Origin of the sequence: Niallia circulans, assembly GCF_007273535.1 — a bacterium.
GTDB lineage: Bacteria > Bacillota > Bacilli > Bacillales > Cytobacillaceae > Niallia > Niallia circulans_B.
In genome coordinates this window covers 3,686,270-3,711,650 of record NZ_RIBP01000004.1, presented here as the reverse complement: position 1 = coordinate 3,711,650, position 25,381 = coordinate 3,686,270, and the positions used below count along the sequence as shown (strand labels likewise).

Sequence of the window (25,381 nt, the reverse complement as noted above, 5' to 3'; positions counted from 1 at the left end):
GGTCTATTCTTTTAGCTAAGGGAGGCATACAAGATGGAGAATAAAAAAGCAGTAACGCCTCTATGGCGGAATAAAAAGATGTTGCCGATATTTATTCAAGTTCTGTTTATTATCCTAGTCGGCTTTGTGATTTCCGTAATGGTCCGTAATGTTCAGACAGGGTTAGATCAAATTGGTTTGAAAATAGGGTTAGATTATTTGAATTTAAAGGCATCCTTCCCAATCGCAGAATCGCTGATTTCCTATACACCTGATGATCCTTATAAAAGAGCAATTGTCGTGGGGTTATTAAATACACTTAAAGTAGCGTTTTTCGGTATCATTATCGCATCCGTACTTGGAGTTGTGATGGGGATTGCACGCTTGTCCTCGAACTGGCTTATTCGTAAATTGGCTACAGTATATGTAGAGGTATTCCGTAATACACCACTATTGGTACAAATATTCATTTGGAACTTCGCAGTTTTCCTGCCAATGCCCAAGATTGAGGATGCAGCATCAATCGGCTCTTTCTATTTTTCGAACAGAGGTGCAGCTATTCCTTGGTTTACAGTGCATGACAATTCAATAACATGGATAGCAGTTATGGTTGTATTAGCCGTTATCGCCATAATTCTTTTCAAAAAGTTAACCTCCATAGCTATTAATGCAGGCAAACACACGTATCCGCTTTTGTCTAGCATTGCAGTATTCGCGCTTGGCTTTATTCTCTTTTATTTCATTTTCGGCAATGGGCCATTTGGTATATCTGTACCAGAGTTCAATGGCAATGCATTTGTGGGCGGAACCTCCTTATCAATTGGTTTCTTGTCGATGCTAGTGGCATTGTCTATCTATACTTCAACATATATCGCAGAGATTGTTCGCGCAGGTATCCTTGGTGTGCCAAAGGGACAGACAGAGGCAGCGCAAGCGCTTGGCTTTAAAAGTCCAACAGCTTTAAGACTTATCATCTTTCCGCAGGCTATCCGCATCATTATTCCACCGCTAACGAGCCAGTACTTAAACTTAATCAAGAACTCGAGTTTAGCTATGGCTGTAGCCTATCAGGATATAGTTGGAATCGGCAATACGATTATTAACCAGACAGGACATACTTTTGAAACTATTCTTATCATGATTGCTGTGTATTTACTGTTTAGCTTAGGTACATCACTGTTCATGAATTTCTTTAATAAAAAATTCCAGTTGGTTGAAAGGTAGTGAGGCAGATTGGATAATGTTAGGCTTGGCAACAGTGGAAATTTAGTAAAGACTAATTCCCTCAGCAGGCTGGTGAAATTACAGCTATGGCTGAAAAACAATCTTTTTAAGGATTGGAAAAATGCAATACTAACGATTGTTGCTGCCATGTTTACTGGATATATGATCGCTAAAGTTACGACATTTTTAGCTGCCAGTGATTGGAGTGTTGTAACAGCTAATTTGCGGCTGTTAATGGTTGGTCAATTCCCGATAGAGGAAATTTGGAGGTTGTGGGTCGCTGTCATTTTAGTATCTGTTTTATTTGGTGCGACATGGGGATTGTGGAGGAATGTTATCGGCCATGTTGCGATAGCCTTGTCTGTCATCATGTTGATTTTTGCTGTTGTACCATACACGGAATCCATGACAAAGATTTATTTAGGTGTAAGCATTGCTTCTATTTATTTGTTTTATGCAATTGGCAGAAAGCTTACTGTTTTAAAGATACCAGTTTTAGTTCTATGGATTTTAGTTATTCCCATTTCAGTTGGAATTATTAATGGTTTTGGCATTCTTGAACCAGTAAGCACAAATGTCTGGGGCGGGTTTTTACTGACGCTTGTCATAGCGTCTGTTGCAATTATTTGCTCATTCCCAATCGGACTTCTGCTTGCTGTTGGCCGAAGAAGCAAGCTTCCTGTCATTAAATATACATGCATTGTTTATATTGAGATTATTCGCGGTATGCCATTAATTATGATTTTATTTATAGGACAATTGCTTCTGCCGATGTTTATTGGCGGAGAAATCCAAATTGATAATATTCTTAGGGCCATGATTGCGTTCACGCTGTTTAGTGCTGCATACTTAGCGGAAAACATTAGGGGCGGGCTTCAATCCATCCCAAGAGGCCAATTTGAAGCAGCACAGGCACTAGGATTAAATAACTTCAAACTGATGATATTTGTTATTTTGCCACAAGCATTAAAAGCAGTCATACCAGCAATGGTAGGCCAATTTATCGCTATCTTTAAGGATACATCACTAGTTGCAGTGATTGGATTAGCAGACTTTCTTGGAATGGCCAAAAAGGTTGCAGCAAATCCAGAGTATTTAGGAAAGTATATGGAGCTATATGTGTTTATTGCTTTAATGTATTTTATATTTTGCTATTTAATGTCACATGTCAGCAAAGCATTGGAGAAATCATTAAATACGGGCAACCGCTAATAAAGGAGGATAAAAGATGGAGAGTGTATTTTCGGTAGAAAAGCTAGCAACGCCACTAGAGCAAAGAGAGGATATTATTGAAGTAAAAGGCTTAAACAAATGGTATGGCGATCATCACGTTTTAAAGGATGTCGACCTGCAGGTTAAGCAAGGCGAGGTTATCGTTGTACTTGGTCCTTCAGGATCTGGAAAATCAACATTTATCCGGACGATTAATGCGTTAGAGGAGTTTCAAAAAGGTTCTATCATTGTCGATAACATTGCTCTGACAGATGATTTAAGAAATATTGAAGAAATAAGGAAAGAAACAGGTATGGTTTTTCAATCTTTTAACTTGTTTCCACATATGACGATACTAAAGAATATCTCACTTGCGCCAATTTGGGTAAGGAAATGGAAAAAGAAAAAGGCAGAGCAAATTGCGATGGAGCTGCTTGAGAGAGTCGGAATTCCAGAGCAAGCAAATAAGTATCCAGGTCAACTGTCTGGCGGACAGCAGCAGCGTGTGGCAATTGCAAGAGCATTGGCGATGCAGCCGAAAATTATGCTTTTTGATGAGCCAACCTCAGCACTTGATCCAGAAATGGTGAAAGAGGTTTTAGATGTAATGAAAACTCTTGCTGACTCTGGTATGACAATGCTTGTCGTCACACATGAGATGGGCTTTGCACGTCAAGTAGCAGACAGAATCATCTTGTTTGATAAAGGAGAAATCGTGGAGATGGGTAAGCCTGAAGAAATTTTTGATAATCCAAAGCATGAACGAACAAAATTATTTTTATCACAGATTCTGTAAAAAGAGCCAGAAATGGCTCTTTTTTTTATCATCTATCTTTTTTTCACTGTCGGATTTTACCCATCCTTTAAATTCTTTTTGCTAACATGAACAGATACTGAATAAAAAAACAAAGTTTAGCTAAAAATGAAAAAATGAAAAGGTATATAAGAATTAGATGGTGATATCCGATGAGGGACCTAAGTAAATTAGAGGCGATAATGTGGAGCATTGCACTTCCTGGCTTCAGCCAGTTATTGATGAAACAGTATTGGAAAGGTACTCTTTTGGTAGTGCTGGAATTCATCATTAATGTGCAAAGTAATTTTAATTTAGCAATCATGCAAAGCTTTTTAGGCAATATGCAAGCCTCCATAGATGCCCTTGATTTTCAGTGGATTATGTTTTATCCCTGTTTATATTTATTTGCAATGTGGGATGCATACAAGTCAACTTTAAAGGAGCACAAGGAATATGCATTTTTGCCCTTTGTTTTTTGTGCTTATTTTGTAACAGTAGGAGTCATGTATTCAACGCGGTTTGAAATATTCGGCATCTTTCCAGGTCCTATATTTACGCCAATGATCTTTTTGATTCCTGGAATCATAAGTGGTTTTTTAGTCAAGTACGCTATATTGTTTTTTAAGGCACAGTTCAATCCGAATAAAGAATAAACAACGATACTAACTTTGAGATTAAATATAGTCAGGTCTTGTTTATTTTTTTTCGGTTTTTGATTGCAAAGACAGAATCTTTCGTATATAATAGTCTTATATTAATTGTATATCTACTCAAAGGGGAGTAGCTTTTAGGTTTATACCTAAAACAAAGTCGTCAATTCATGGTCTTAGTACCATCGGCTTTGTTGGCACCATAAAAAGTGCTTTGCAAGACCTTTGCCTATTTGGCAAAGGTCTTTTTTGCGCTTTTTTGTACATAAAAACAGAAAGCACAGCTAAACCTGTTAATAGGGGGAATCCAGTGGGTATACAAGAATAAAATGATAGGAGGAGAAAAGATGGATTTTGCATTACTTTTAGAGTATGGTTGGGTGCTCCTGATTTTAGTTGGATTGGAAGGGATTTTGGCAGCTGACAATGCGGTCGTAATGGCCGTTATGGTTAAGCACTTACCTCCAGAGCAACAGAAAAAAGCCTTATTCTATGGTTTATTTGGTGCATTTGTTTTCCGTTTCGCAACATTATTCATGATTTCTATTCTGGTTGACGTTTGGCAGGTTCAAGCTCTTGGTGCAGTCTACTTATTGTATATTTGCTTCCATAATTTATATGGGAAGTTTGGCCACAAGAATAAGAAAGAGAAAGAGAAAGAAAAGAAAAAGTCTGGTTTTTGGATGACAGTATTAAAAGTAGAGCTTGCTGATATTGCATTTGCAATTGATTCTATGCTTGCAGCTGTTGCATTGGCAATAACGCTAACACCAACAGGCTGGTTCGATGTTGGCGGAATTGACGGCGGACAGTTTACGGTTATGCTTCTTGGCGGTATTATCGGTTTAATTATTATGCGATTTGCTGCAAACTGGTTTGTTAAACTTCTTCATACAAGACCATCCTTGGAGACAGCTGCTTTCATGATTGTCGGCTGGGTTGGGGTGAAATTGGCAGTATTTACTCTGGCACATCCAGAGGTTGCTGTGCTTGATGAGCATTTTCCAGAATCAAAGGTTTGGAAGTTTATTTTCTGGGGTGTATTGTTAATCATTGCTGTGGGCGGCTATTTCCTTTCAGGCAAAAAAGTGCAAGAAACAGCAGAAGAAAGCTAAATGATAAAAAGGAAATAATGCTTGCGCCAATTCTTTGCTTTTGCAAAGAGAGCAAACATTATTTCCTTTTTTATATTTTTCCTTTGTGCATCTGTGAATTTAAGGTATAGTTATTATTGAGTTTTACCGGATAGCTCTGCTTGAGCTTGTTGAACAAGGCGTTTTGTAATTTCTCCACCGACACTTCCGTTTGCTCTAGCAACAGTATCTGAACCTAGATTAACACCAAATTCTTGGGCGATTTCATATTTAATGCTATCTAAATATTGTTCAATTCCAGGAACTAATAATTTATTTGAACTAGACATGATATATAGGCCTCCTTGAATAATAAAGTACAGAACATAAATATCGTTAGCAACAAGAAGCTATTATTTTGATAATAGGTATGTTTAGCAATATTAATTTCTGTACTAATAATATGTGGGGTTTTCTCGTGTTTCATAAGTGGTAAAGTTTGTGTAAAGGGGAGATAATAGGAATCCGCTTTTGTTTCTTTTTATTATAGTTGTGCTTGCAATAGAAGGGATTTGTATGAACATGAGAAGAACGGTAAGGGAGATGCTGAATAAATTCACTCCTGCCCAAATAATAACAGGCTATTATTTACTGGCGGTCAGTGCTTCCGTTTTATTATTAAGCTTGCCGATTGCTCACAAAGAAGGTGTCCATGTTTCATTTATGGATACACTGTTTACAGCGATAAGTGCTGTAAGTGTGACAGGGCTGACTGTTATAAATATATCTGATACATACAGTACAATTGGCATCTTTATTTTAATGTTTGTCCTTCAGTTTGGAGGAATAGGTGTTATGACGCTTGGAACATTCTTTTGGATGCTGCTCCGCAAAAAAATTGGCTTAAAGGAACGGCAGCTCATTATGCTTGACCACAATCAATCTCATTTGTCTGGTCTTGTCCAGCTCATCAGGGAAATCATCAAGCTGATTTTAATCATTGAGCTTGTTGGTGCCATAGTGCTCACACTGCAGTTACATCAATACTTTCCCACATGGAAGGATGCGTTTGTCCATGGACTCTTCGCTTCCATTAGTGCGACGACAAATGGTGGTTTTGATTTAAGTGGAAACTCGCTTGTTCCGTATAAAGATGATTATTTTATCCAACTGGTTAATATTATTTTAATTACGCTTGGGGCAATAGGATTTCCAGTTCTAATTGAAGTGAAAAACTACTTATTTCCGAAAAACCCAGGCAAGCTGTTCCGTTTTTCCTTATTTACTAAACTGACCTCTTTAACATTTGGGCTGTTGCTGTTATTTGGAACAGTCAGCATCATCATCATTGAGTCAAATCATTATTTTATAGGGATGAACTGGCATCAAATCTTTTTTAACGCATTTTTCCATTCTGCTTCAACGAGGAGCGGTGGTTTAGCAACAATGGATTTAAATGATTATACGATGGGAACATTAGTGATTTTCTGTATTCTTATGTTTATCGGTGCATCACCAAGCTCTGTTGGCGGTGGAATTAGAACGACAACATTTGCCCTTAACTTGCTGTTTATATATCATTATGCAAACGGCAATCGTCATATCAAGATCTTTAAAAGAGAAATACATGAAGAAGACATAATTAAGTCGATGGTTGTAACCATTTTGGCCTTTTGTTTATGCTTCATTGCAACAGTTATTCTATGTATTACGGAGGACGCTCCACTTATCAAGATTTTATTTGAAGTATGTTCTGCTTTCGGAACGACTGGTTTGTCGCTTGGCTTAACTCCTGAATTGTCAGGTGTAGGAAAATGTGTCATTATGATTTTGATGTTTATTGGAAGAATTGGCTTAACATCCTTCATTTATATTATCGGAGGAAAAGAGAAAAAGGATAATTTCCATTATCCTAAAGAAAGAATCATTATTGGCTAAGGCATCTGCCTTGGCTTTTTTTGGTTTTGTTGCCTATCATTTTTTAGCGAATAGCTTCTTTAAACTTGCAGAAAATAAGGTCGTATCATTCCATTAAAGGAGACGATTCAATATGGCAAAAAGAAAGGCTGAACATAATGCGGTCGAAAAATACAGCAAAACGCCTAAAAAAAATACTCAAGAAACGGAATTCTCTGCTGAATTTAATCGCGGCGAAGATCCGATGAAGCATGCAAACCGAAACTCCAAGCATGGAAGAGAGGGGAGATAATTATGAGTAAAAAAACAAAAAATAATAAACAAGAAGAAGCTAACGTAGAATTCGGGATGGAATTTGGTGACCTGAATGCAAGTAAGCTTTATGATACAGCTCCATTAACAAAAGGTAAAGTAAAAAGCGGCAACAGAAAATAACTTTAGGGGGACATTCCCCTAAAGTTACTTAACAGCTATAAAGGGAAGCTAATTAAAACAGCTTCTCTTTATAGCTTGCCTTAGTTGACCATTTCTGCATTTTGGTTGTTCTGAATTCTATAAATGGCTGTGCAAGTGAGGCGACTAAATTACTCGACAATACAAGTGTTAGCAGGAAAGCCAAAAGCACAATTAAAAAATAAGAGTTAGGCGTTGTAAATGCATCCTGCAAGTCTGTTGTCCGAAAGACACGGATAAAGAATCCGTGTAACAAATATACATAAAGCGTGTTTTTGCCAAATCGTGTAAAGAAATACTTTTTTTGCGGGACACAGGCAAAGAAACAAAAAATCATTAAAAAGCTTAATAAATAAAAACATATCCTCACAAGAATTGCTTCTAAAGCAGAAGAGGCTAATACATCATATGGTTTTGAACCTAAAAGCCATTGATAATTAATACTCGGAAAGTAGTAGAACCCTGCGAACACTACCACAAATACAATAATAGCCCCAATTTTGAAAGTCTTTGTCCTAATCCACTCAAAGTGTTTTTTATTCATATAATAACCTAATAAAAACAGCGGGAAAAAAACGAAAGTTCTAGTAAGACTCAAATAGCTTGAGGTCCAATCAACAAACCCAATTGCTAAACCGAGAATTAACGCAATGCTCAAGCCGACCAGTGGCTTCATTTTCGAAAATCCTAATAATAGCATGTTCCAGAAAAATAAGCTGATTAAAAACCATAATGACCAGTGTGGGCTTAAAGGATCGACCGTAAAGCTGGATTTGCCGTAAAGATAATAATAAAAGACACTGTAAATGAGCTGAAAGATAATGTATGGCAAGATAAGCCTTTTTAAATATTTTTGCACATAGCCTTGCTCATAAATTCCCTTCGCAAAAAAACCGGAAATCAGGATAAATGCTGGCATATGAAAAGTGTAAATGACTTTGTATAAGCTATAAATACTATTGCTATCATTTGTGAAAGATTGGATAGAGTGTCCAAAAACAACGAAAAAAATCAAAAGAAACTTCGCATTGTCAAAGTAATAATTTCGGACTTGTTTCATCACTAGACTCCCTTCTAGCAAGCTTATAAAGCTGCTATGCCATTTTAACAACTCGTTAATAGTTGCTGCTTTTTTAATGAGTTCTGCAGGCAGAGTATTGGCTGTTAGCCACTACTATTTATAGCACATATAAGCGGTAACTAAACTTCTTTTTCCAAGTTGTTAACGAATTATAGAGTTATTAATATAACTGCAATGATTTTGTAAACATTTTTGTGTTTTTGTAAAAAGAAGGATAAGACATTCGCCTGAATTTTTGCTTAAAAAAAGCCAGTGTGTTTTTATCAATTGGACAATAATCAGCATTTATTTTATAAATGGAGAGGAATTTCTCGAATTTTGTAGAATAAATAATGCACCAAGTTTTACGAGAGGCGGGAATTCCTTGTCTGGTGAAATCTATACAAACGAGATGCAGCAAATCCAACAGCTGAAGAAAAAAATCAGCTTTTTAGAACAAGAAAACAAAAGGCTGAGAAATGAGAATAATTGCAGGGAAATGGTGAAGGAGCTGAAAGAGGCTGTATTCGAAAATTCCAGTGAAGGAATGGTGATTTTGAATGGAAATGGAGTAATCCTTGAGGCAAACAGTGCTATAAGGAATATTTTCCACATTCATAAAAAAGATATGGTCGGGCGCAACCTTAGCCATTATCTCCCGCAAGAGCACAGAGATGACTTGTGGGCATGGATAAGCATGCAGCCAGAGCAGAAAGCCGAAAAAACAGAACGCTTGTTTATGGAAAATCATGAACGAAGCTTTTATGCGGAAATACATATATCAAGTATTAATAAATATCCTTATTATTTGGCAGTATTTAAGGATGTCACATATATGCGCAACCTGGAACAAAGACAGCATAAAGATGCTGCCTTATTTCATGATTTCTTTACAGAGGCGCTTGATGGGATTGTCCTTTGGAATCAAAATGGACAAATTACGAAAGCGAATAAGGCTGCTTTAGGGATTTTTGAAAGCAGTCAGGAAGAAATGATGCAACATAAGATCAGTGACTATGTGTATGAGAAAGATAAAAGCTATCTCCATATCATGGAAAACTTATGCTTGAAAAAATCTCATCGTGATGAGCTTATGTTTTTGATGCCTAATGGGCAAAAAAAGCTGTTAGAGTTTACAACAAAGCTTCATTCTGTTGATGGTCTGCATATGAGCATTTTTCGAAATATAACGAGTCGTTACAAAATGGAGCTTGAGCTGCTTGACAGTAAAAGCATGTTTGAAACAATTTTTGAAGAAGTATTTGATGGGGTTATTCTTTGGGACAAGGATTACAAAATCATTGATATTAATAAAGCAGCATTGCGCATACTCTCTAAAGATAAGGAGGGTTTAATAGGCTTAAATCTGCTCGATTATTTGCCAGAGGGAAAGACAATTGGGGAGGAGATTAAGCCAAAACTTGTTTCATTAAGGAATGAAGGACAAAACAGGGGGATTTATACTGCCACATTCAATGGTGATGATTGGACACAGTTAGAATTTCGGAACAAGTATAATATTTACTCAGGCTGCAGTATAACCACATTAAGAGATATAACAGAAAATGCTATCTTGGCAGAGCAAATTAGAAAATCTTCGACACTTCATGTAATCGGTGAGCTTGCAGCTGGAATTGCTCATGAGATAAGGAACCCGATGACGGCACTGAAAGGCTTCATTCAATTATTAGAAAGCAGCAATGAGACGGATAAGCATGCGATGTATTTTACAGTCATAAAGTCAGAGCTTAGCCGGATTGAAACGATAATTAATGAATTTTTGCTCCTTTCAAAACCGCAAAATGTCAGGTTCGTCAAGGCGAATCTGCAGCAAATTATGAATGAGACATTGGATTTGCTTAATGCACAAGCAGTTCTATTTAATGTTCAATTTACTAGACTATATACTAATTCGAACACAGAAATGTATTGCGAACCAAACCAATTAAAAAAAGTATTCATTAATATAGTGAAAAATGCCATGGAGGTATTAGAATCCGGTGGAGAAATTAAGGCAAGTATAAATCATATGCCGGATTACTTTCATATTATCATTGAAGATAATGGAATTGGCATGAGCAAGGAAAAGCTGGCAAAGCTCGGGGAACCTTTTTATACGACGAAGGAAAAAGGAACTGGGTTAGGGCTCATGGTTTCTTTTAAAATAATTAAAGAGCATGAAGGGAAAATAGAGGTAGAATCAGTGGAAGGAATAGGGACTAAATTTCATATTTACTTACCACGGAAAAAAATATAATATGATACCCGAAAAGACTTCTTGACGTCAAGAAGTCTTTTTATTATCATCTAATTAGATAAACATCTAATTGAAGGAGGACCATTATGCAGCTTGACAGATTAGTTGCTTTTCATAAAACAATCGGTGATGCAACAAGAATCAGAATCATCTCCTTACTAGCTGATAAGCCGTGGAATGGCCAAGCGCTTGCAGGGAAGCTAGGATTAACAGCCCCAACGATAACGCATCATTTAAAGAAACTGCGGGAAATAAATGTCGTATACGAACGCAGAGAAAAAAACACGATTTATTTCTATTTAAACAAGTCGGTCATAACACATCAGGCAGATGCCCTTATTAAACTGTTCCAATTTGAGAAAGGAGAGAATGAAGTGGAGGTAACAAAGGAAGAAGCGGCAAAAATTATCGATAATTTCATTGGTGCTGATGGAAAGCTGAAGAATATTCCTGCCCAAAGGAAAAAGAAGCTGATTATTTTTCGCCATATTGTAAAAGGGCTTAAGGAAGGACAGAAATACGAGGAAAAAGAGCTTAATGACTATATAAAAAGGTTTTTTGATGATTATGCTACCATTCGAAGAGAGTTTATTATTAATCACTTCATGTATCGGGAAAATAATATATATGAATTGAATCCAGAAGAGATGTGGGCGAAGTAAACAAGGGATTGGTGCAGACTGCCGCCAAATTAGTAAGAGGCAGTTAGGCAAGCTTATAATACTTCCTAAACAATACAAAGACCCGAGCAATAATGGGAAATTACTTAAAATCCCTCCTTATTGTTTAGGTCTTTTTTATTAATAAAATTCTGGTTTTCTGTCAGTGAAAATCGGAATCATTTCCCGCACCTCTGTTACTTTGGCTAGATCAATTGTTCCTGCTAGGATTTCTTGCTTTTCGCCTGCTTCGCCGATAATCTCTCCCCATGGGTCAATTATTAGGCTGTGTCCTGCGAATGAATTTTGAGGATCTGAGCCGCTTCTGTTGCAGGCAACTATATAGCATTGGTTTTCAATTGCTCTTGCAATCAATAGTGCTTTCCAGTGGGCAAGACGGGCGAGGGGCCATTCTGCTGAAACAAACAAAACCTTTGCACCCTGTGAAGTATGGGTGCGAACCCATTCAGGAAACCGAATGTCATAGCAAATCATCCCTGCAAGGATTTCATCATCCAACGTAAATAGCCCAGTCGAGCTTCCACTTCTTAAATAAATATGCTCATCCATCAGCTGAAACAAATGCAGTTTATCATACGTATGAACAAGCTCACCCTCTTTATTAATGACAAGGAGTGTATTATAAATGCCGTCGTCTTTTTTGTTAGCAACAGAGCCTCCGATTATATGAACCTGATAGGCCCTGGCGAGCTTCTGGAAAAAGCTGATCGCCTTGTGCGCATGCCTGTCTCCAATCTCACTAAGGCGGGTTAAATCATAGCCTGTTGTCCATAATTCTGGCAATATGACAATGTCCGTCTTCTTTCCTTCACACGCCGCTTTTATCCAGTTTTCAGCAGCACGGAAATTTTGTTCCGGATTACCAAATACAATATCCATTTGGATAATACTAACATTCCAACTCAAACGAAATCACCCTCTATTCATCTTCATTTATATCCCTTATAATAATAATCAATATTTGCGTAAAAGACTGGCTTCTTTGTTCAGTTATAACACAAATTGTTTGAAAATTGTATATTTTCTAGCAGGCATTTTGCTAAGAATAAACAGGATACATAGATTCTATGAAGGAAAGTAGGGAGAAGGATGAAGGAGTTTCGTCAATCGGACTTGCTGGATAGGCTGCCAGTTCAGTTTTTTGCTTCCCTTGTCGGGAAAGTTTCTACATATGTGAAAGAGGGCTATGATGTAATTAATTTAGGCCAAGGAAATCCAGATCAGCCGACTCCTGAATTTATTGTCAGAAGTTTGCAAAAGGCTGCAGAAAACCCAAATAACCACAAATATTCCCCTTTTAGAGGCTACCCTTCTTTAAAACAGGCTGTAGCAAATTTTTATAAAAAAGAATATGGGGTGGATCTGGACCCGGAAACGGAAGTTGCTGTATTGTTTGGCGGCAAGGCTGGCCTTGTCGAAATACCTCAATGTCTACTCAATCCTTATCAAACTGTGCTTGTGCCGGATCCAGGCTATCCTGATTATTTGTCAGGTGTTGCCCTTGCACAAGGGGAAATGGTCATGATGCCATTGGAGGAAAAAAATCACTTTTTACCTGACTATGATAAGATCTCCGAGTCAGTGCTTAAGAAGGCTAAATTAATGTTTTTAAATTACCCTAATAATCCGACTGGAGCAACTGCAACAGAGGAGTTTTTTGCTGAGACGGTTGCGCTTAGCCTCCAGCATGATATATGCGTTGTTCATGATTTTGCATATGGGGCAATCGGATTTGATGGTAATAAGCCAATCAGCTTCCTGCAAACACCTGGAGCAAAGGATGCAGGCATAGAGATATATACCTTATCAAAAACATTCAATATGGCTGGCTGGAGAGTAGGGTTTGCAGTGGGCAATAAAAGTGTCATTTCTGCTTTAAATCTTTATCAGGACCATCTGTATGTCAGTCTTTTTGGAGCGATCCAAGAAGCAGCCATAACAGCATTGTCTAGTTCATTTGAAGAAGTGGAAAGGCTAACCAGCATGTATGAAAGCAGAAGAAATGTATTTATAGAGGGTCTTAAGAGCATCGGCTGGAAAGTAGCTGCCCCAAGCGGGTCTTTTTTTGCATGGCTTAAGGTCCCTAATGGGTTCACTTCAGAGGAATTTGCAGACTACCTACTCGATAAGGCACATATTGCTGTCGCACCTGGCATAGGGTTCGGAGAATATGGAGAGGGTTACGTTCGAGCAGGCTTGCTAACATCAGAAGAGAGGCTGCTTGAAGCGGTTGAACGGCTAAGTAAGCTGACAATTGAATAGTATAAAGATACCCGTCTGCAGGTTAGGCGGGTTATTGTTTTTCATGTGAGATAAAGTCGAAATTAAAGGGAGAGGAATGTAAAATTTTGTATGTGAATAATATAGAAAGTCGAGTGGAAGGTATAATATTCTCTGAGAATATTATGTAAGCGCTTAATATTAGTGGTGGTTTGTGGAGGTTTCTGAAGGTTTTTTTGTCGAAAATCAGATTATTTTTTGAATATTATAGAACGAAATGCCTATTTTAAAGAAAAAAATGTCTAATATTGCGATTCTATTTACTTTTATTTATTTTCTTGTAATAATTCATCAAGTAAACGAAATTTGTCTTTACAATTAATTAATATAAAACTGATTAGGAGGAAAGAAAGTGCAATCGAGGAAACAAGAATTACTGCTTGCTATTCAAAGAAAAAGAGAGGTGATGATAGAAGAAGCATTGCGTACAGGATATACAAGTGAGGAAACAGTGAGATACAGTCAAGAGCTGGATGAACTTATTTTTCAGTATCAGCTTCATATTCGGCTGAAAAAGACAAAAATGAATTTTGTAAAAAAGTCATATAAATCATTGATCGTTTGGCCAAAGCATCTTGTATATAAACCACAAAAAATTTCTGAGATACTGTAAAATATTCTTAAGATGGTTCGTATCCTTCGTTAGTATAAAAGACAAAGGATACATATATGGCTATAGTCAGTATCCTTTCTTCACGCCTCCTTGGGACATTATGTTATACATTCCATATATAGACTAGACTTGTTATTTGTTAGAAAACATATTTTATTTGGAAAAATAACAAAGCTTTGTGTACATAAGGAAAGATTTCTATTACTAGAAAAACAGCATGAAGGGTGATGACGAAAAACACCTTCAATAAAATGCTGAAGGGTTATGGAAGTTTTAACGCTTAATGTAATGCATCTATCACTATATCCCTTCTACTAATTTTAAATATAAGATACAGACTGAAAAGCCCTTATTACATAAGGACTTTATTTCAGTCTATTTAGAGATTTGTGCTTATCGGCAAAATAATATCTACTTTTGTTCCTTTACTTTCCACGCTGGAAAGGTAAATTTCTCCATCGAATGACTGGATAATCCGTCTGCAAACGACAAGTCCAAGTCCTGTTCCTGAGGTTTTTGATGTGTAAAATGGTTCAAACAGCTTTTTTAGTTCTTTTTCAGGAATACCAATTCCGGTGTCATACACTGTAATGCTGACACGATTGTTCAATTCCTTTAATTTGATTGTAAGTGTGCCTCCGTTTTCCATAGCCTCTAATGCGTTTTTGGTAATATTAAGAATAACCTGCTTCATTTGATCTGCATTACAAAAAATCGGCAATTTTTTCTTTGCAATTTCGAAATGGCATTCCACATTGAATAAATTCGCTTCTGATACAATCAAAGGCTTTAATTCTGTTACAATTGTTTTTATGTCCAAGTGCTGTTTTTTTTGTTCTGTTGGTTTTCCTAGAATGAGAAACTGGCTGACAATTTCATTAATTCTAGCGATTTCTTTTTGAATAATAGAGAAATAAAACTGGTCTTCTTTGTCTGAGTGCTTTTCTCCTAACAGCTGTACGAGCCCTTTTATGCCTGTAAGAGGGTTTCTAATTTCGTGTGCGGAGCTTGCTGCCATATTGCCGACTAATTCGAGCTTTTGCAGTTCGTTCTCTTTATTTTCTTGTACTGCTTGCATCTTGTGCATATAAAGAATGATAACAAAATAGAGCAGATGAAAGCAGACTAGGAAAATGAAGAGTAAAAGTGCGTTTTTGCATAACATTTTTTGAATGTTGATATCCTTTTGCTCGACAACGATCTTCCATGGTAAACTATCCATCGGCAATCCGATTGTGGTGCTATTTTGATTGATAGGCTTATTAATAGTAAGTATTAGTTCTTCCTCTTCATTTATTATAGAAATATTGTCTCTAGGTGTAAGCATTTCCATGATATTTGTTAAATAATCCACTCTTAAAAAGGCAATAATCATATTTTCTATATGCTTATCCTCGTCTAAGACTGGTTTAGCAATCCCAAGCACCTTTTGACCATCCACGAGATATTCTGTTTTATTAGAAACCGTCGTATCTTTTGTATAAATAGCTGTCTTTACATACTCTTCCTGGGTAATTGCCATTTCTTCAATCTTTCTGTCGGTTCCGGCAATTCTATGTCCAGCAGAATCAAGGATATAAATTCCGCCGTACATTTGTTCTTGCAAAAGCAGTTTCTTAAGAAACTGCTCTGTCTTGTCTTTTTCATGTATCCCTGAAGAAGATTCAAGGAGGATACTGACCGTATCCAGTGCATTAATGGTTTTATTTATATATGTATCCCACTGCCTTTGATGAATAGAAGCAATGCGGAATGCATTTTTGTCACGCATGCCAGTTTCTTCTTTTTGTTTGTTGTTTATCAATATTCCTGTTGCCAGAAGAAACGGGAGAATGGCAACAGATAAATATAATAATATTTTTTTTAGGCTGATCATCATTTCTACTCCAACAGTTTGTCATGCAAATAAAAACTATATCTTAAACTTATAATATACCATAAATTACAAAAGAAGTAAGCTGATAGTTGTATTTTCAAGTTTGAGAGGATGTCTTGGTAAGAATCATATTGCGTCATTATCAAGAAAAATGTATGCTAAAGAGGATAAATTGACAAATATGAGGAAAAAAAGTATAATTAATTTGAATTCGAGATATTTTTTTAAAAAGGAAGATTGGCTATGGGTAATGAAGAAACAAATCAATCATTAAAATTATTTATCGTGCTGTCAAGAGCATATCGTGCAATTAATGAAAATGTTAATAAACTAATTCACACATATGGACTAAACCCAACTGAGTTTGCTGTTTTAGAACTGCTTTATCATAAAGGTGATCAGCCTTTACAGCAAATTGGCGGGAAAATTTTGCTTGCAAGTGGAAGCATTACCTATGTCGTGGATAAATTAGAGGAAAAAGGTTATCTGAAAAGAGTCGCTTGTCCAACAGATAGAAGGGTGACATTTGCTTCTATTACAGACAGTGGCAAAGAAATGATCGAAAACATTTTTCCAAGCCATGAGCAGAGAATTCATGAGCTAATGACAGAGCTGTCTGCTGAGGAAAAGGATACTGTTATTCAGCTTGTTAAAAGATTAGGGCTTTCTGCCAGCGGAAAACAATTGTGATTTAGTGAAGAAAGAGGGGCAATTAGCCCCTCTTTCTTCATTTTGTAAAATATTATAGTGATATAGACAAAATGTAAGCCTGAAGCAGGAATATGGCAGTAAGGCGTATAATAAGAAAAGGAAGGCATAACTATAATAAAGCCATTTTTTCGTATATAAGAGCATATACGGAGTTTTTTAGAAAATGATTGGGGGAAAACAAATGAAGTTTTCAGAATTTACATATGAAAGACCTGATGTAAATAAAATAAAAGAAGAAATGGAAGCATTATTAACAGCCTTTAATGCGGCTGAGGTTGTAGAAGAGCAAGTAGCTGCAATTGAAAAAATCAACAAGCTCCGCAATGATGTTTCTACACAGTTTAATATTTGTTATGTGCGCCACTCCGTAGATACGCTTGATGAGTTTTATCAACAAGAACAAGACTATATTGACGAGATTTCTCCTGAAATTGAAGGGCTGGAAACGAAATACTATGAAGCTCTTGTTCAATCCAAATTCAAAGCTGTTCTTGAAGAGAAATGGGGCAAGCAATTATTTGCATTGGCAGATGCACAGTTAAAGGTGTTTTCGGACGAGGTAGTCTCATTGCTGCAACAGGAAAACAAGCTATCAACTGAATATACAAAGTTAATGGCGTCAGCCAAGATTATCTTTGACGGTGAAGAAAGAACATTAGCGCAAATGGAGCCATTTGCAGAGTCGAAGGACAGAACAGTCAGGAAAGAAGCGAATGAGAAAAAGTTTGCGTTTTTAGCTGAAAATGAAGAACAGCTTGACCGCATTTATGATGATATGGTAAAGGTGCGTACGGAAATCGCAACAAAATTAGGCTACAGCAATTTTGTGGAGCTTGCTTATTACCGAATGTATCGTACTGATTACAACGCAGAGATGGTAGCTAAATTCAGAGACCAAGTTAAAGAGCATATTGTACCACTTGCGACAAAACTAAAGGAAAGACAAAAGAGCCGTATTAATGTTGATACATTGAAGTATTATGATGAGCCAATTAACTTTTTATCAGGCAATGCTACTCCTAAAGGGGATGCAGATTGGATTATTGAAAACGGCCAAAAAATGTATAGTGAATTGTCGAAGGAAACAGGGGAGTTTTTCAGCTATTTAAATGAAGATGGATTAATGGATCTTGTAGCGAAAAAAGGCAAAGCTGGCGGAGGCTATTGCACCTTCATTGAAAATTATAAGGCACCATTTATTTTCTCTAACTTTAATGGTACATCTGGAGATATTGATGTCCTTACACATGAAGCAGGACACGCCTTCCAGGTATATTCGAGCGGAGCTAACTTTGATATTCCTGAATACTATTGGCCGACATTTGAGGCAGCTGAAATACATTCCATGAGCATGGAGTTCTTCACATGGCCATGGATGGAGCTGTTTTTCCAAGAAGATGTCGATAAATATAAGTTTACCCATTTAAGCTCGTCCCTGCTATTCCTTCCATACGGAGTTTCCGTTGATGAGTTTCAGCATTGGGTTTATGAAAATCCTGAGGCGACGCCGAAAGAAAGAAAGCAGGCTTGGAGAAATATCGAACAAAAATACATGCCACATAAAGATTATGACGGAAATGATTATTTAGAAAATGGCGGCTTCTGGCAAAGACAGTCCCATATTTATACATCTCCTTTCTATTATATTGACTACACCCTTGCCCAAATTTGTGCATTCCAGTTCTGGAAGCGTTCCAGAGAGAACCAAAAGGAGGCTTGGGCTGATTATGTACAGCTTTGTCAGTTAGGTGGAAGCCTGCCGTTTACAGAGCTGGTTAAAAAAGCAAATCTGTTATCTCCATTTGAAGATGGCTGTGTCGAATCGGTTATTGGTGAAATTGATGCTTGGCTTAAACTTGTGGATGACAGTAACTTATAATACAGTAAGCACCCAAATTGTTGGCTAGATTAACAATTCGGGTGCTTTTTTCTTAAAAACGCTGCTTAAAGATTTTAAGGCTTGCCGACAAAGTAAACGATATGAGGATAGCGAATATGATAGTGTGCTTTTCCGACAGTCAACTGAATATGATCAATAGCAACACCACTTAGGATTCCGTCAAGCGTGCCCATAGTCGTTACAATACGAATGTTTTTTTCGATATTCATTAATAAGTGATCAAGGAAAACTGGTTCTGTTGATACTGTATAGCTAGGAGAGAGTTGTTGAATAATGTTGGGGAATTGCTGAGAATATTTATAGTGACCAGGCGGCAGTAAGCTCTGTGAATGCACTTGGTGATAGGAATGCATGTATAAGTCAACTCCTTTATTACCTATAAGGTATGTGTGTGGAAGATAAAGGTGCCTAGAAGTAAATTAAAGAAAACCAGCAAGATAATCTCGCTGGTTGGTGTTATTCATATATTTCTGTTTTAATCTCTTTTTCGGAAGGGTCCCAAATCATAATAGCTTTCGCTGCTTCATTTGTCCCTGAAAGCTGGACAGTGATTGGCAAATAGTCTGGCAGTATTTGTGACTCAATTTTGCCGCCGACATATTCAATTAAAGCTGTTGTTTCCGAGGATGTAATATTTGGTGCTTCAATATTAAGGGTAATATTGGATAATTCATCTTCATTATAAAGCAGTTTACCTGTCATAATAATATTAAGTTCTTTAAATTGCTCTTGAATATCTTCTTCAAGCGTGGAAAGTACATTTGATAAAGAACGGTCTAGGCTTTCAAAAGTACTGGAAGGGAAAGCAATATACTTTCGTTTAATATCTTTCCACTTACCAATGGTATTGTCGTTTTTATCAATATAAGAAGAGGCTAAAAACTTACCTGGCACAATATTTCCTTTATTTGTCTCTTGATATAAAGTCAAAAATATCGGTACATCAGGTATATCACTATTTGCTCTAATTCTTTTAAGAATCGTTTCAGCAATGCTTTTGCCTTGCTCTTCCACTTCATTTTTGCCATTATCTGTTGTGTCCACAGCTACTTCATCTGTGTAAACCAATCCTTTTTCATCTGTAGCACGAATATAATAGATTTCATTTAATGAAACGGCTAAAGAAATGCCCTGGATTTTACCTTTGCTATTAACATAATCCTGCTCTAAGACATGAGAAAGTATTTTCGGATCCTTTTTCTCATCCTTAAGAATGTCGCCGGTATCTGTGAGGGTCGGATTTAAACCGTCCTTTTGATCCTTAGACTTTCTGGAAATCCAGCTGCTAATCGTAGCAGAATCCAAATATTGGCCTTCTTGAAGATAATAGTTATCTGTCGGGAAATAGTCTGTCGACAAATCCATGAGACCCATTTCTAGCTCTTTTATGTCCACTATATTGTCAACATTGTTAACAATTGCACCCCTAGCAGCACTGACTTTAACTGGCTCTGCAATGCGGTAAATTTCTTTGTTTTGGATGATAGTAGTTGGGACAGTTTCCTCTGTGCCGCCATCCCCGGTATCTTTATCACATGCGGCAAGTATTGTCATGAAGATGGTACCCAGCATTATTAGTTTTTTGTATTTCATTTAAGTAGCTCCTTACAGCATATAAATATGTATTGTAAATAAGTTTACCTCGTAAAAGAGGTAACACGTTAAAAAGTCTGTTGATTTAGTTTAAAGCCAATATTTATTCTACCATGTAGATTTTTTTTAGTAAAATGATGTCTAATTTGGAGTGAGGAAGTTTATGATTTTACCTAATAAACTGTGAAATTGTAGGAAGTAAATAAGAAAAAACGCTCAGAATTTTCTACTGAGCGTTTTTAACAGGTTATTATTGGACAACGGTGCTGCTGTTCACTTTTTGGATGATGATTTTATCTTCTTCTAACAGCGCAGTTAATTCTGCAGCTCCAGGTTCATCGAGAATGAAATCAGCCAGGCTGTCTTCGAGATGCTCTTGAATGACTCTTCTTAATGGTCGAGCACCGAAGTCTGGGTGTGTTCCCAGTTCTACTAGTTTTTCCTTCGCTTCATCTGATACTGTTAGGGAAATATGCTGTTCTGCTAGAGCATCAGACAGGTCTGCTAGCAATAAATCGGTGATTTTCAATAGATGCTCTTTTTCTAGTGATTTAAATTCGACAATTGCATCAAAGCGGTTAAGGAATTCTGGTTTGAAGAAATTGCCCAATGACTGCAGCAGTGTGCTTTCTTCAAGTGCAGCATTGTTTTCAAAGCCGACGACAATACGTTTATGGCCGCCAATGCCAGCGTTACTTGTCATAATAATGACACTATCCTTAAAGCTTACTGTTCTACCTTGGCTGTCTGTTAATCGGCCATCTTCTAATATTTGCAGGAAGATGGATTGGACATCTGGGTGTGCCTTCTCAATTTCATCCAATAGGATGATGCTGTAAGGATTTCTTCTTACTTGCTCTGTTAATTGACCAGCTTCTTCATGGCCGACATAGCCAGGAGGGGAGCCGATAATTTTGCTGATGCTGTGTTTTTCCATGTATTCACTCATGTCTAAACGAATCATGCTGTCTTTGCTGCCGAATAATTCAGCTGCTAAGTTTTTCGTTAATTCTGTTTTACCAACACCAGTTGGTCCGACAAACAAGAAACTTCCGATTGGTCTGTTTTTTGATTTTAAACCAGCGCGACTTCTTTTAACAGCTTTCGCTACTTTTTGGACTGCAACTTCTTGCCCAATAACTTTCGCCTCAAGGTTTTCTGCTAGGTTCTTCATCTTTTGCTGTTCATCCTGCTGCAGTTTGCCAACAGGAATACCAGTTTTCTTTTCAATTAGCTCTTGAATAAGGGAAACATCCACTACAGGCTTTTCTGTATTAGGATTATTTAATGCTTTTTCAAGTTCTTGCTCTTCTTTACGTAAGGCTGCAGCTGCTTCATAGTTTTCTTCTTTTAATGCAGCTTCTTTTGCTTTCGCAATTTCAGCAAGACGGTTGTCAATTTCATCTGTATTTGTGTAGCTAGAAGCAAGATTCAATTTAGAACCTGCTTCATCAAGCAAGTCGATTGCTTTGTCTGGCAAGAATCGGTCTTGGATATAACGGTGTGACAATTCAACACAAGCTTTAATTGCATCATCTGTGTATGCTACTTCATGGAATTTTTCGTATTTATCTTTAATTCCTTCCAAAATAGAGATAGCTGCAGAAACTGTTGGTTCTGCCACTTGAATTGGTTGGAAGCGTCTTTCAAGTGCTGCATCTTTTTCAATTTGGCGATATTCTTTGAGTGTAGTAGCACCAATAATATGAAGCTCACCTCTTGCTAAAGCTGGTTTAAGAATATTTCCTGCATCCATGGAGCCTTCTGCAGAACCAGCACCAACTAATTGATGAATTTCGTCGATAAAGACAATGACGTTTTTGCGTTCTTGAATTTCTTGAATGATTTGTTTCATTCGTTCTTCAAATTGTCCGCGTATACCTGTGTTCGTTACTAATGATGCAACGTCAAGCAAGTAAATTTCCTTGTTTTTTAGTTTTTTAGGAACATTTCCTTCTGAAATCTTCAAAGCTAAGCCTTCTGCAATAGCTGTTTTACCAACACCAGGCTCACCGATAAGCACAGGATTATTCTTGTTTCTTCTATTTAATATCTCAATTACTCTTTCAATTTCATTTTCGCGGCCAATTACTGGATCAATAAGTCCCGCATTAGCTAGTTGATTTAAGTTCTTTCCGAATTTATCTAAAATACCGTTAGTTTTATTAGGAACGGGAGCCTGTTGGTTTCCTTTTTCTGCCCCTGATTGTTGAAAGTTTTGATTAAGTGATTTAAACAATTCATCAAAAGGGGAAGATTGTTGGAAAAACATTTGATTAGGTTGTGATGCCATCTTTTGTTTTTCTTTCTGATAGCAGTTGTGGCATAGATTCACTGTGTTTTCTTCATTGTTAAGAACAAAACGTAAGCTCACATTTGCATAGTTAGTTTGGCATAATTGACATTTCATGTTTTAAATCCTCCTTTTGAATTTTGATCAATTTTGACCTTTTGTAATTATGATTATACTTTGACCTTTTTTGACTTTCAACTATTTTGCCTGATGAAATTCTTGGAAATTACATATTTAGACTAAATCCTACAACTTTCCACTTTAAGAAGAAAGTTTACAGACACTTTATACGAAATAAATAAAGATTTCAAAGAAAATGCTCGTCATTGTTTGTCCATTTTGTCATATAGATTAGATAAGGAGGGAAATACGTGAAAAACAAGTGGAGTGGAGCCTTTCAGCTTGCAGCTGTATATGTAGGTACTGTTGTAGGAGCTGGTTTTGCAACAGGAAAAGAAATTGTAGAGTTTTTCTCTCAGTTTGGTTTGCTTGGTTTTTTTGGAATATTGGCTTCTGGCTTAATATTTTCAAGCTTAGGTTCGAAATTAATGAGGATATCCGTCAAAATAAAAGCGAAATCTTATCAGGAATTCACTATATTCCTGTTTGGGAGAGTGGCAGGCAGTTTAGTGAATATCCTTATGCTAATCATGCTGATCGGAGTCTGTGCGGTCATGCTGTCAGGGGCAGGGGCAGTCTTTGAAGAGCAGCTTGGCTTAAGTAAAGCTTTCGGTGTTATCTTTACAATAGTCCTTTCCTTAATCGTTATGCTTGTTGGTATGAAAGGTTTATTTGCTGTGAACACTTTTGTGGTGCCAATTATGATTACATTCAGCTTTATCCTATTTACCTTGTCCATCCAGTTGCCAGGCTTCCTTGATCGTATGGATGATTTACCAATATTCAGCTGGAACGGAATTACTTCGCCCTTTTCTTATACAGCCTTAAATCTTTCTTTGGCGATTGCCGTGCTTGTTCCGGCAGCATCTGAAATTGGTGATGACCAAACAGTAAAATGGGGAGGGATAATTGGGGGAATAGCGTTAATGTTTATTCTCTTGTCGAGTCACTTTACATTAATCATGCTCGATAATGTTGACAGTTATGCTATACCAATGGCGTCCATCATGCGAGAGCTGGCTCCAAATTTATCATGGATATATATTATCGTTATATATGGGGAGATATTCACATCTGTTATTGGCAATGTGTACGGATTGGAAAGGCAAATGAGCCAGTATTTGCGAATTCCTAGCATCCTTATTATTGCAGTTATATTTGCAGTGTCCTATTCCATTAGCTTCATTCATTATGGCACATTGCTGTCTATACTGTATCCGCTTTTTGGCTATATCAGCCTTGTGTTTTTACTGCTGTTATGGTTAAAGCCAATTCCACAAAAAAATGTCTGACTCCAATTGAGCCAGACATTTTTTGTTATTAGTTGATAAGCGCCTGCAGTGGGGAAGGGATGCGGCCGCCGCGGTCAACTAGCTTTTGGGAGCTGTATGGGTTGACACCCATAACAGGAGCTCTTCCAAGTAAGCCGCCGAATTCAACCATTTCTCCTTCTTTTTTGCCAGGCACAGGAATAACACGAACTGCTGTTGTTTTCTTGTTAATCATGCCGATTGCTGCCTCGTCTGCAATAATCGCAGAAAGGGTTGCGGCAGACACGTCTCCAGTCAACGCAATCATGTCGAGTCCAACAGAGCATACACAAGTCATTGCTTCTAGTTTTGATAATGTTAAGCTGTCATCCATAATACCGCGAATCATTCCGTTATCTTCGCTGACAGGAATGAATGCACCACTTAACCCTCCAACATAGGAGCTAGCCATTGCGCCACCTTTTTTCACTGCATCATTCATAAGAGCAAGTGCCGCAATCGTTCCATGTGTACCAACACGCTCAAGACCAATTTCTTCCAAGATATCAGCAACGCTGTCATTAATAGCATTAGTCGGTGCTAAGGAAAGATCCATAATTCCGAATGGAACGCCTAATCTTTCTGCTACAACTCGTCCGATTAGCTCACCAGCACGAGTGATTTTAAATGCTGTTTTTTTAATGATATCAGAAACCTCTCCTAAATCAGCATCCGGATATTTGCGAAGTGCGCTTAATACAACACCTGGTCCGCTGACACCAACATTAAGGACAACCTCTCCTTCACCAGCACCATGGAAAGCACCAGCCATAAATGGATTGTCTTCAACAGGATTACAGAAAACAACTAGCTTTGCACATGCAAGACCGTTTTGGTCTTTTGTGCGCTCAGCTGCATTTTTAATAATGATTCCCATTTGTTTCACTGCATCCATATTGATACCTGTTCTAGTAGTAGCTACTGAGACAGACGAGCAAACTCTGTCTGTTACTGACAGTGCTTCAGGCAGGGCATCAAGCAATGTTTGATCACCTTTTGTAATCCCTTTATGAACAAGAGCTGAATATCCGCCGATAAAATCAACATTTAAATCTTTGGCAGCTTTATCTAAAGTTTTAGCAAGTTCAATTGCTTGTTCTACTGTTGCATTTCCAAGGATTTCTGCAACCGGAGTGATGGATATACGCTTATTAATAATTGGTATACCATACTCCTTTTCAGCAGCTTCGGCAACCTCTGTCAATTTGCTTGCATACGCAGTGATTTTTTTATAAACAGCGCTGTTCATTTTTTCAAAATCAGAGTCTGCACAATCATAAAGGCTAATTCCCATTGTGACAGTACGGATGTCCAAGTTCTCCATTTGGACCATGTTGATTGTTTCCATCATTTCATTTAATGCAATCTTCACTGTTTTCCCTTC

General features: G+C 37.3%; 23 protein-coding genes and 1 riboswitch. Of the genes, 15 read left to right on the top strand and 8 right to left on the bottom strand.

Annotated features, from left to right (window positions below; translation table 11 throughout):
• Positions 1 to 33: 33 nt before the first annotated feature.
• The 5 genes from CEQ21_RS26465 to CEQ21_RS26445 all read left to right on the top strand — a co-directional run bounded on the left by CEQ21_RS26465 (position 34) and on the right by CEQ21_RS26445 (position 4,976).
• Positions 34 to 1,203 carry an amino acid ABC transporter permease gene (locus CEQ21_RS26465; RefSeq protein WP_185767109.1) on the top strand — a complete coding sequence of 390 codons (1,170 nt, stop codon included), beginning with the start codon at positions 34 to 36 and terminating at the stop codon, positions 1,201 to 1,203.
• A gap of 9 nt (positions 1,204 to 1,212) precedes the next feature.
• A complete protein-coding gene (locus CEQ21_RS26460) occupies positions 1,213 to 2,415 on the top strand; it encodes an amino acid ABC transporter permease (protein ID WP_185767108.1) in 1,203 nt (400 codons plus the stop codon).
• 16 nt (positions 2,416 to 2,431) lie between these two features.
• The gene (locus CEQ21_RS26455; protein ID WP_185767107.1) at positions 2,432 to 3,211 is read left to right on the top strand and encodes an amino acid ABC transporter ATP-binding protein; all 780 of its coding nucleotides are present in this window, start codon (positions 2,432 to 2,434) and stop codon (positions 3,209 to 3,211) included.
• 170 nt (positions 3,212 to 3,381) lie between these two features.
• Positions 3,382 to 3,864 carry a hypothetical protein gene (locus CEQ21_RS26450; protein WP_185767106.1) on the top strand — a complete coding sequence of 161 codons (483 nt, stop codon included), beginning with the start codon at positions 3,382 to 3,384 and terminating at the stop codon, positions 3,862 to 3,864.
• A 110-nt stretch (positions 3,865 to 3,974) separates the two neighbouring features.
• A riboswitch (yybP-ykoY riboswitch) is annotated at positions 3,975 to 4,108 on the top strand.
• 100 nt (positions 4,109 to 4,208) lie between these two features.
• The gene (locus tag CEQ21_RS26445; RefSeq protein ID WP_185767105.1) at positions 4,209 to 4,976 is read left to right on the top strand and encodes a TerC family protein; all 768 of its coding nucleotides are present in this window, start codon (positions 4,209 to 4,211) and stop codon (positions 4,974 to 4,976) included.
• 113 nt (positions 4,977 to 5,089) lie between these two features.
• On the opposite strand, the gene CEQ21_RS26440 is transcribed toward CEQ21_RS26445, so the two are convergent.
• On the bottom strand, positions 5,090 to 5,284 hold the full coding sequence (locus CEQ21_RS26440) for an alpha/beta-type small acid-soluble spore protein (RefSeq protein WP_185767104.1): 195 nt from the start codon (positions 5,282 to 5,284) through the stop codon (positions 5,090 to 5,092).
• A 232-nt stretch (positions 5,285 to 5,516) separates the two neighbouring features.
• Here CEQ21_RS26440 and CEQ21_RS26435 point away from each other — a divergent pair, with 232 nt between their 5' ends.
• The 3 genes from CEQ21_RS26435 (at position 5,517) to CEQ21_RS26425 (ending at position 7,286) form a co-directional block, all read left to right on the top strand.
• On the top strand, positions 5,517 to 6,872 hold the full coding sequence (locus CEQ21_RS26435) for a TrkH family potassium uptake protein (protein ID WP_185767436.1): 1,356 nt from the start codon (positions 5,517 to 5,519) through the stop codon (positions 6,870 to 6,872).
• 112 nt (positions 6,873 to 6,984) lie between these two features.
• The gene (locus CEQ21_RS26430) at positions 6,985 to 7,143 is read left to right on the top strand and encodes a hypothetical protein (protein WP_185767103.1); all 159 of its coding nucleotides are present in this window, start codon (positions 6,985 to 6,987) and stop codon (positions 7,141 to 7,143) included.
• 2 nt (positions 7,144 to 7,145) lie between these two features.
• Positions 7,146 to 7,286, top strand: coding sequence for a hypothetical protein (locus tag CEQ21_RS26425; RefSeq protein WP_185767102.1), 141 nt, complete (start codon positions 7,146 to 7,148; stop codon positions 7,284 to 7,286).
• A gap of 52 nt (positions 7,287 to 7,338) precedes the next feature.
• Here CEQ21_RS26425 and CEQ21_RS26420 read toward each other — a convergent pair whose 3' ends face one another.
• Positions 7,339 to 8,364, bottom strand: a complete 1,026-nt coding sequence (locus tag CEQ21_RS26420) for an acyltransferase family protein (RefSeq protein WP_185767101.1) — start codon at positions 8,362 to 8,364, stop codon at positions 7,339 to 7,341.
• A 385-nt stretch (positions 8,365 to 8,749) separates the two neighbouring features.
• On the opposite strand from CEQ21_RS26420, the gene CEQ21_RS26415 reads away from it, so the two are divergent.
• Both CEQ21_RS26415 and CEQ21_RS26410 read left to right on the top strand, forming a co-directional pair.
• Positions 8,750 to 10,621 (top strand): PAS domain-containing protein, encoded by a 1,872-nt coding sequence (locus tag CEQ21_RS26415; protein WP_235907347.1) that lies wholly within the window; start codon positions 8,750 to 8,752, stop codon positions 10,619 to 10,621.
• A gap of 86 nt (positions 10,622 to 10,707) precedes the next feature.
• Positions 10,708 to 11,283: a DUF2087 domain-containing protein gene (locus tag CEQ21_RS26410; RefSeq protein WP_185767100.1), complete on the top strand. Its 576-nt coding sequence runs from the start codon at positions 10,708 to 10,710 to the stop codon at positions 11,281 to 11,283.
• 138 nt (positions 11,284 to 11,421) lie between these two features.
• Here CEQ21_RS26410 and CEQ21_RS26405 read toward each other — a convergent pair whose 3' ends face one another.
• Positions 11,422 to 12,207 (bottom strand): carbon-nitrogen family hydrolase, encoded by a 786-nt coding sequence (locus tag CEQ21_RS26405; RefSeq protein WP_268879003.1) that lies wholly within the window; start codon positions 12,205 to 12,207, stop codon positions 11,422 to 11,424.
• Between the two features lie 183 nt (positions 12,208 to 12,390).
• Here CEQ21_RS26405 and CEQ21_RS26400 point away from each other — a divergent pair, with 183 nt between their 5' ends.
• Positions 12,391 to 13,563: a pyridoxal phosphate-dependent aminotransferase gene (locus CEQ21_RS26400; protein ID WP_185767099.1), complete on the top strand. Its 1,173-nt coding sequence runs from the start codon at positions 12,391 to 12,393 to the stop codon at positions 13,561 to 13,563.
• Positions 13,564 to 13,933: 370 nt separating this feature from the next.
• The gene (locus CEQ21_RS26395; protein ID WP_235907342.1) at positions 13,934 to 14,194 is read left to right on the top strand and encodes an aspartyl-phosphate phosphatase Spo0E family protein; all 261 of its coding nucleotides are present in this window, start codon (positions 13,934 to 13,936) and stop codon (positions 14,192 to 14,194) included.
• A 379-nt stretch (positions 14,195 to 14,573) separates the two neighbouring features.
• Here CEQ21_RS26395 and CEQ21_RS26390 read toward each other — a convergent pair whose 3' ends face one another.
• Positions 14,574 to 16,073, bottom strand: a complete 1,500-nt coding sequence (locus CEQ21_RS26390; RefSeq protein ID WP_185767098.1) for an ATP-binding protein — start codon at positions 16,071 to 16,073, stop codon at positions 14,574 to 14,576.
• Between the two features lie 240 nt (positions 16,074 to 16,313).
• On the opposite strand from CEQ21_RS26390, the gene CEQ21_RS26385 reads away from it, so the two are divergent.
• Positions 16,314 to 16,760, top strand: a complete 447-nt coding sequence (locus CEQ21_RS26385) for a MarR family winged helix-turn-helix transcriptional regulator (protein WP_185767097.1) — start codon at positions 16,314 to 16,316, stop codon at positions 16,758 to 16,760.
• A 202-nt stretch (positions 16,761 to 16,962) separates the two neighbouring features.
• Positions 16,963 to 18,660 carry a M3 family oligoendopeptidase gene (locus tag CEQ21_RS26380; RefSeq protein ID WP_185767096.1) on the top strand — a complete coding sequence of 566 codons (1,698 nt, stop codon included), beginning with the start codon at positions 16,963 to 16,965 and terminating at the stop codon, positions 18,658 to 18,660.
• A 74-nt stretch (positions 18,661 to 18,734) separates the two neighbouring features.
• On the opposite strand, the gene CEQ21_RS26375 is transcribed toward CEQ21_RS26380, so the two are convergent.
• From CEQ21_RS26375 to CEQ21_RS26365, 3 genes are all read right to left on the bottom strand, one after another.
• Positions 18,735 to 19,034, bottom strand: a complete 300-nt coding sequence (locus CEQ21_RS26375) for a DUF2642 domain-containing protein (protein ID WP_185767095.1) — start codon at positions 19,032 to 19,034, stop codon at positions 18,735 to 18,737.
• Between the two features lie 103 nt (positions 19,035 to 19,137).
• Positions 19,138 to 20,274, bottom strand: a complete 1,137-nt coding sequence (locus CEQ21_RS26370; protein WP_185767094.1) for a CamS family sex pheromone protein — start codon at positions 20,272 to 20,274, stop codon at positions 19,138 to 19,140.
• Positions 20,275 to 20,524: 250 nt separating this feature from the next.
• Entirely contained in the window at positions 20,525 to 22,684 is a 2,160-nt protein-coding gene (locus CEQ21_RS26365) for an ATP-dependent Clp protease ATP-binding subunit (RefSeq protein WP_185767093.1), read from the bottom strand.
• 254 nt (positions 22,685 to 22,938) lie between these two features.
• Between CEQ21_RS26365 and CEQ21_RS26360 the strand changes: the two genes are divergently transcribed.
• A complete protein-coding gene (locus CEQ21_RS26360; protein WP_185767092.1) occupies positions 22,939 to 23,979 on the top strand; it encodes a YkvI family membrane protein in 1,041 nt (346 codons plus the stop codon).
• Between the two features lie 28 nt (positions 23,980 to 24,007).
• On the opposite strand, the gene CEQ21_RS26355 is transcribed toward CEQ21_RS26360, so the two are convergent.
• Positions 24,008 to 25,369, bottom strand: coding sequence for a PFL family protein (locus CEQ21_RS26355; protein WP_185767091.1), 1,362 nt, complete (start codon positions 25,367 to 25,369; stop codon positions 24,008 to 24,010).
• Positions 25,370 to 25,381: the final 12 nt, after the last annotated feature.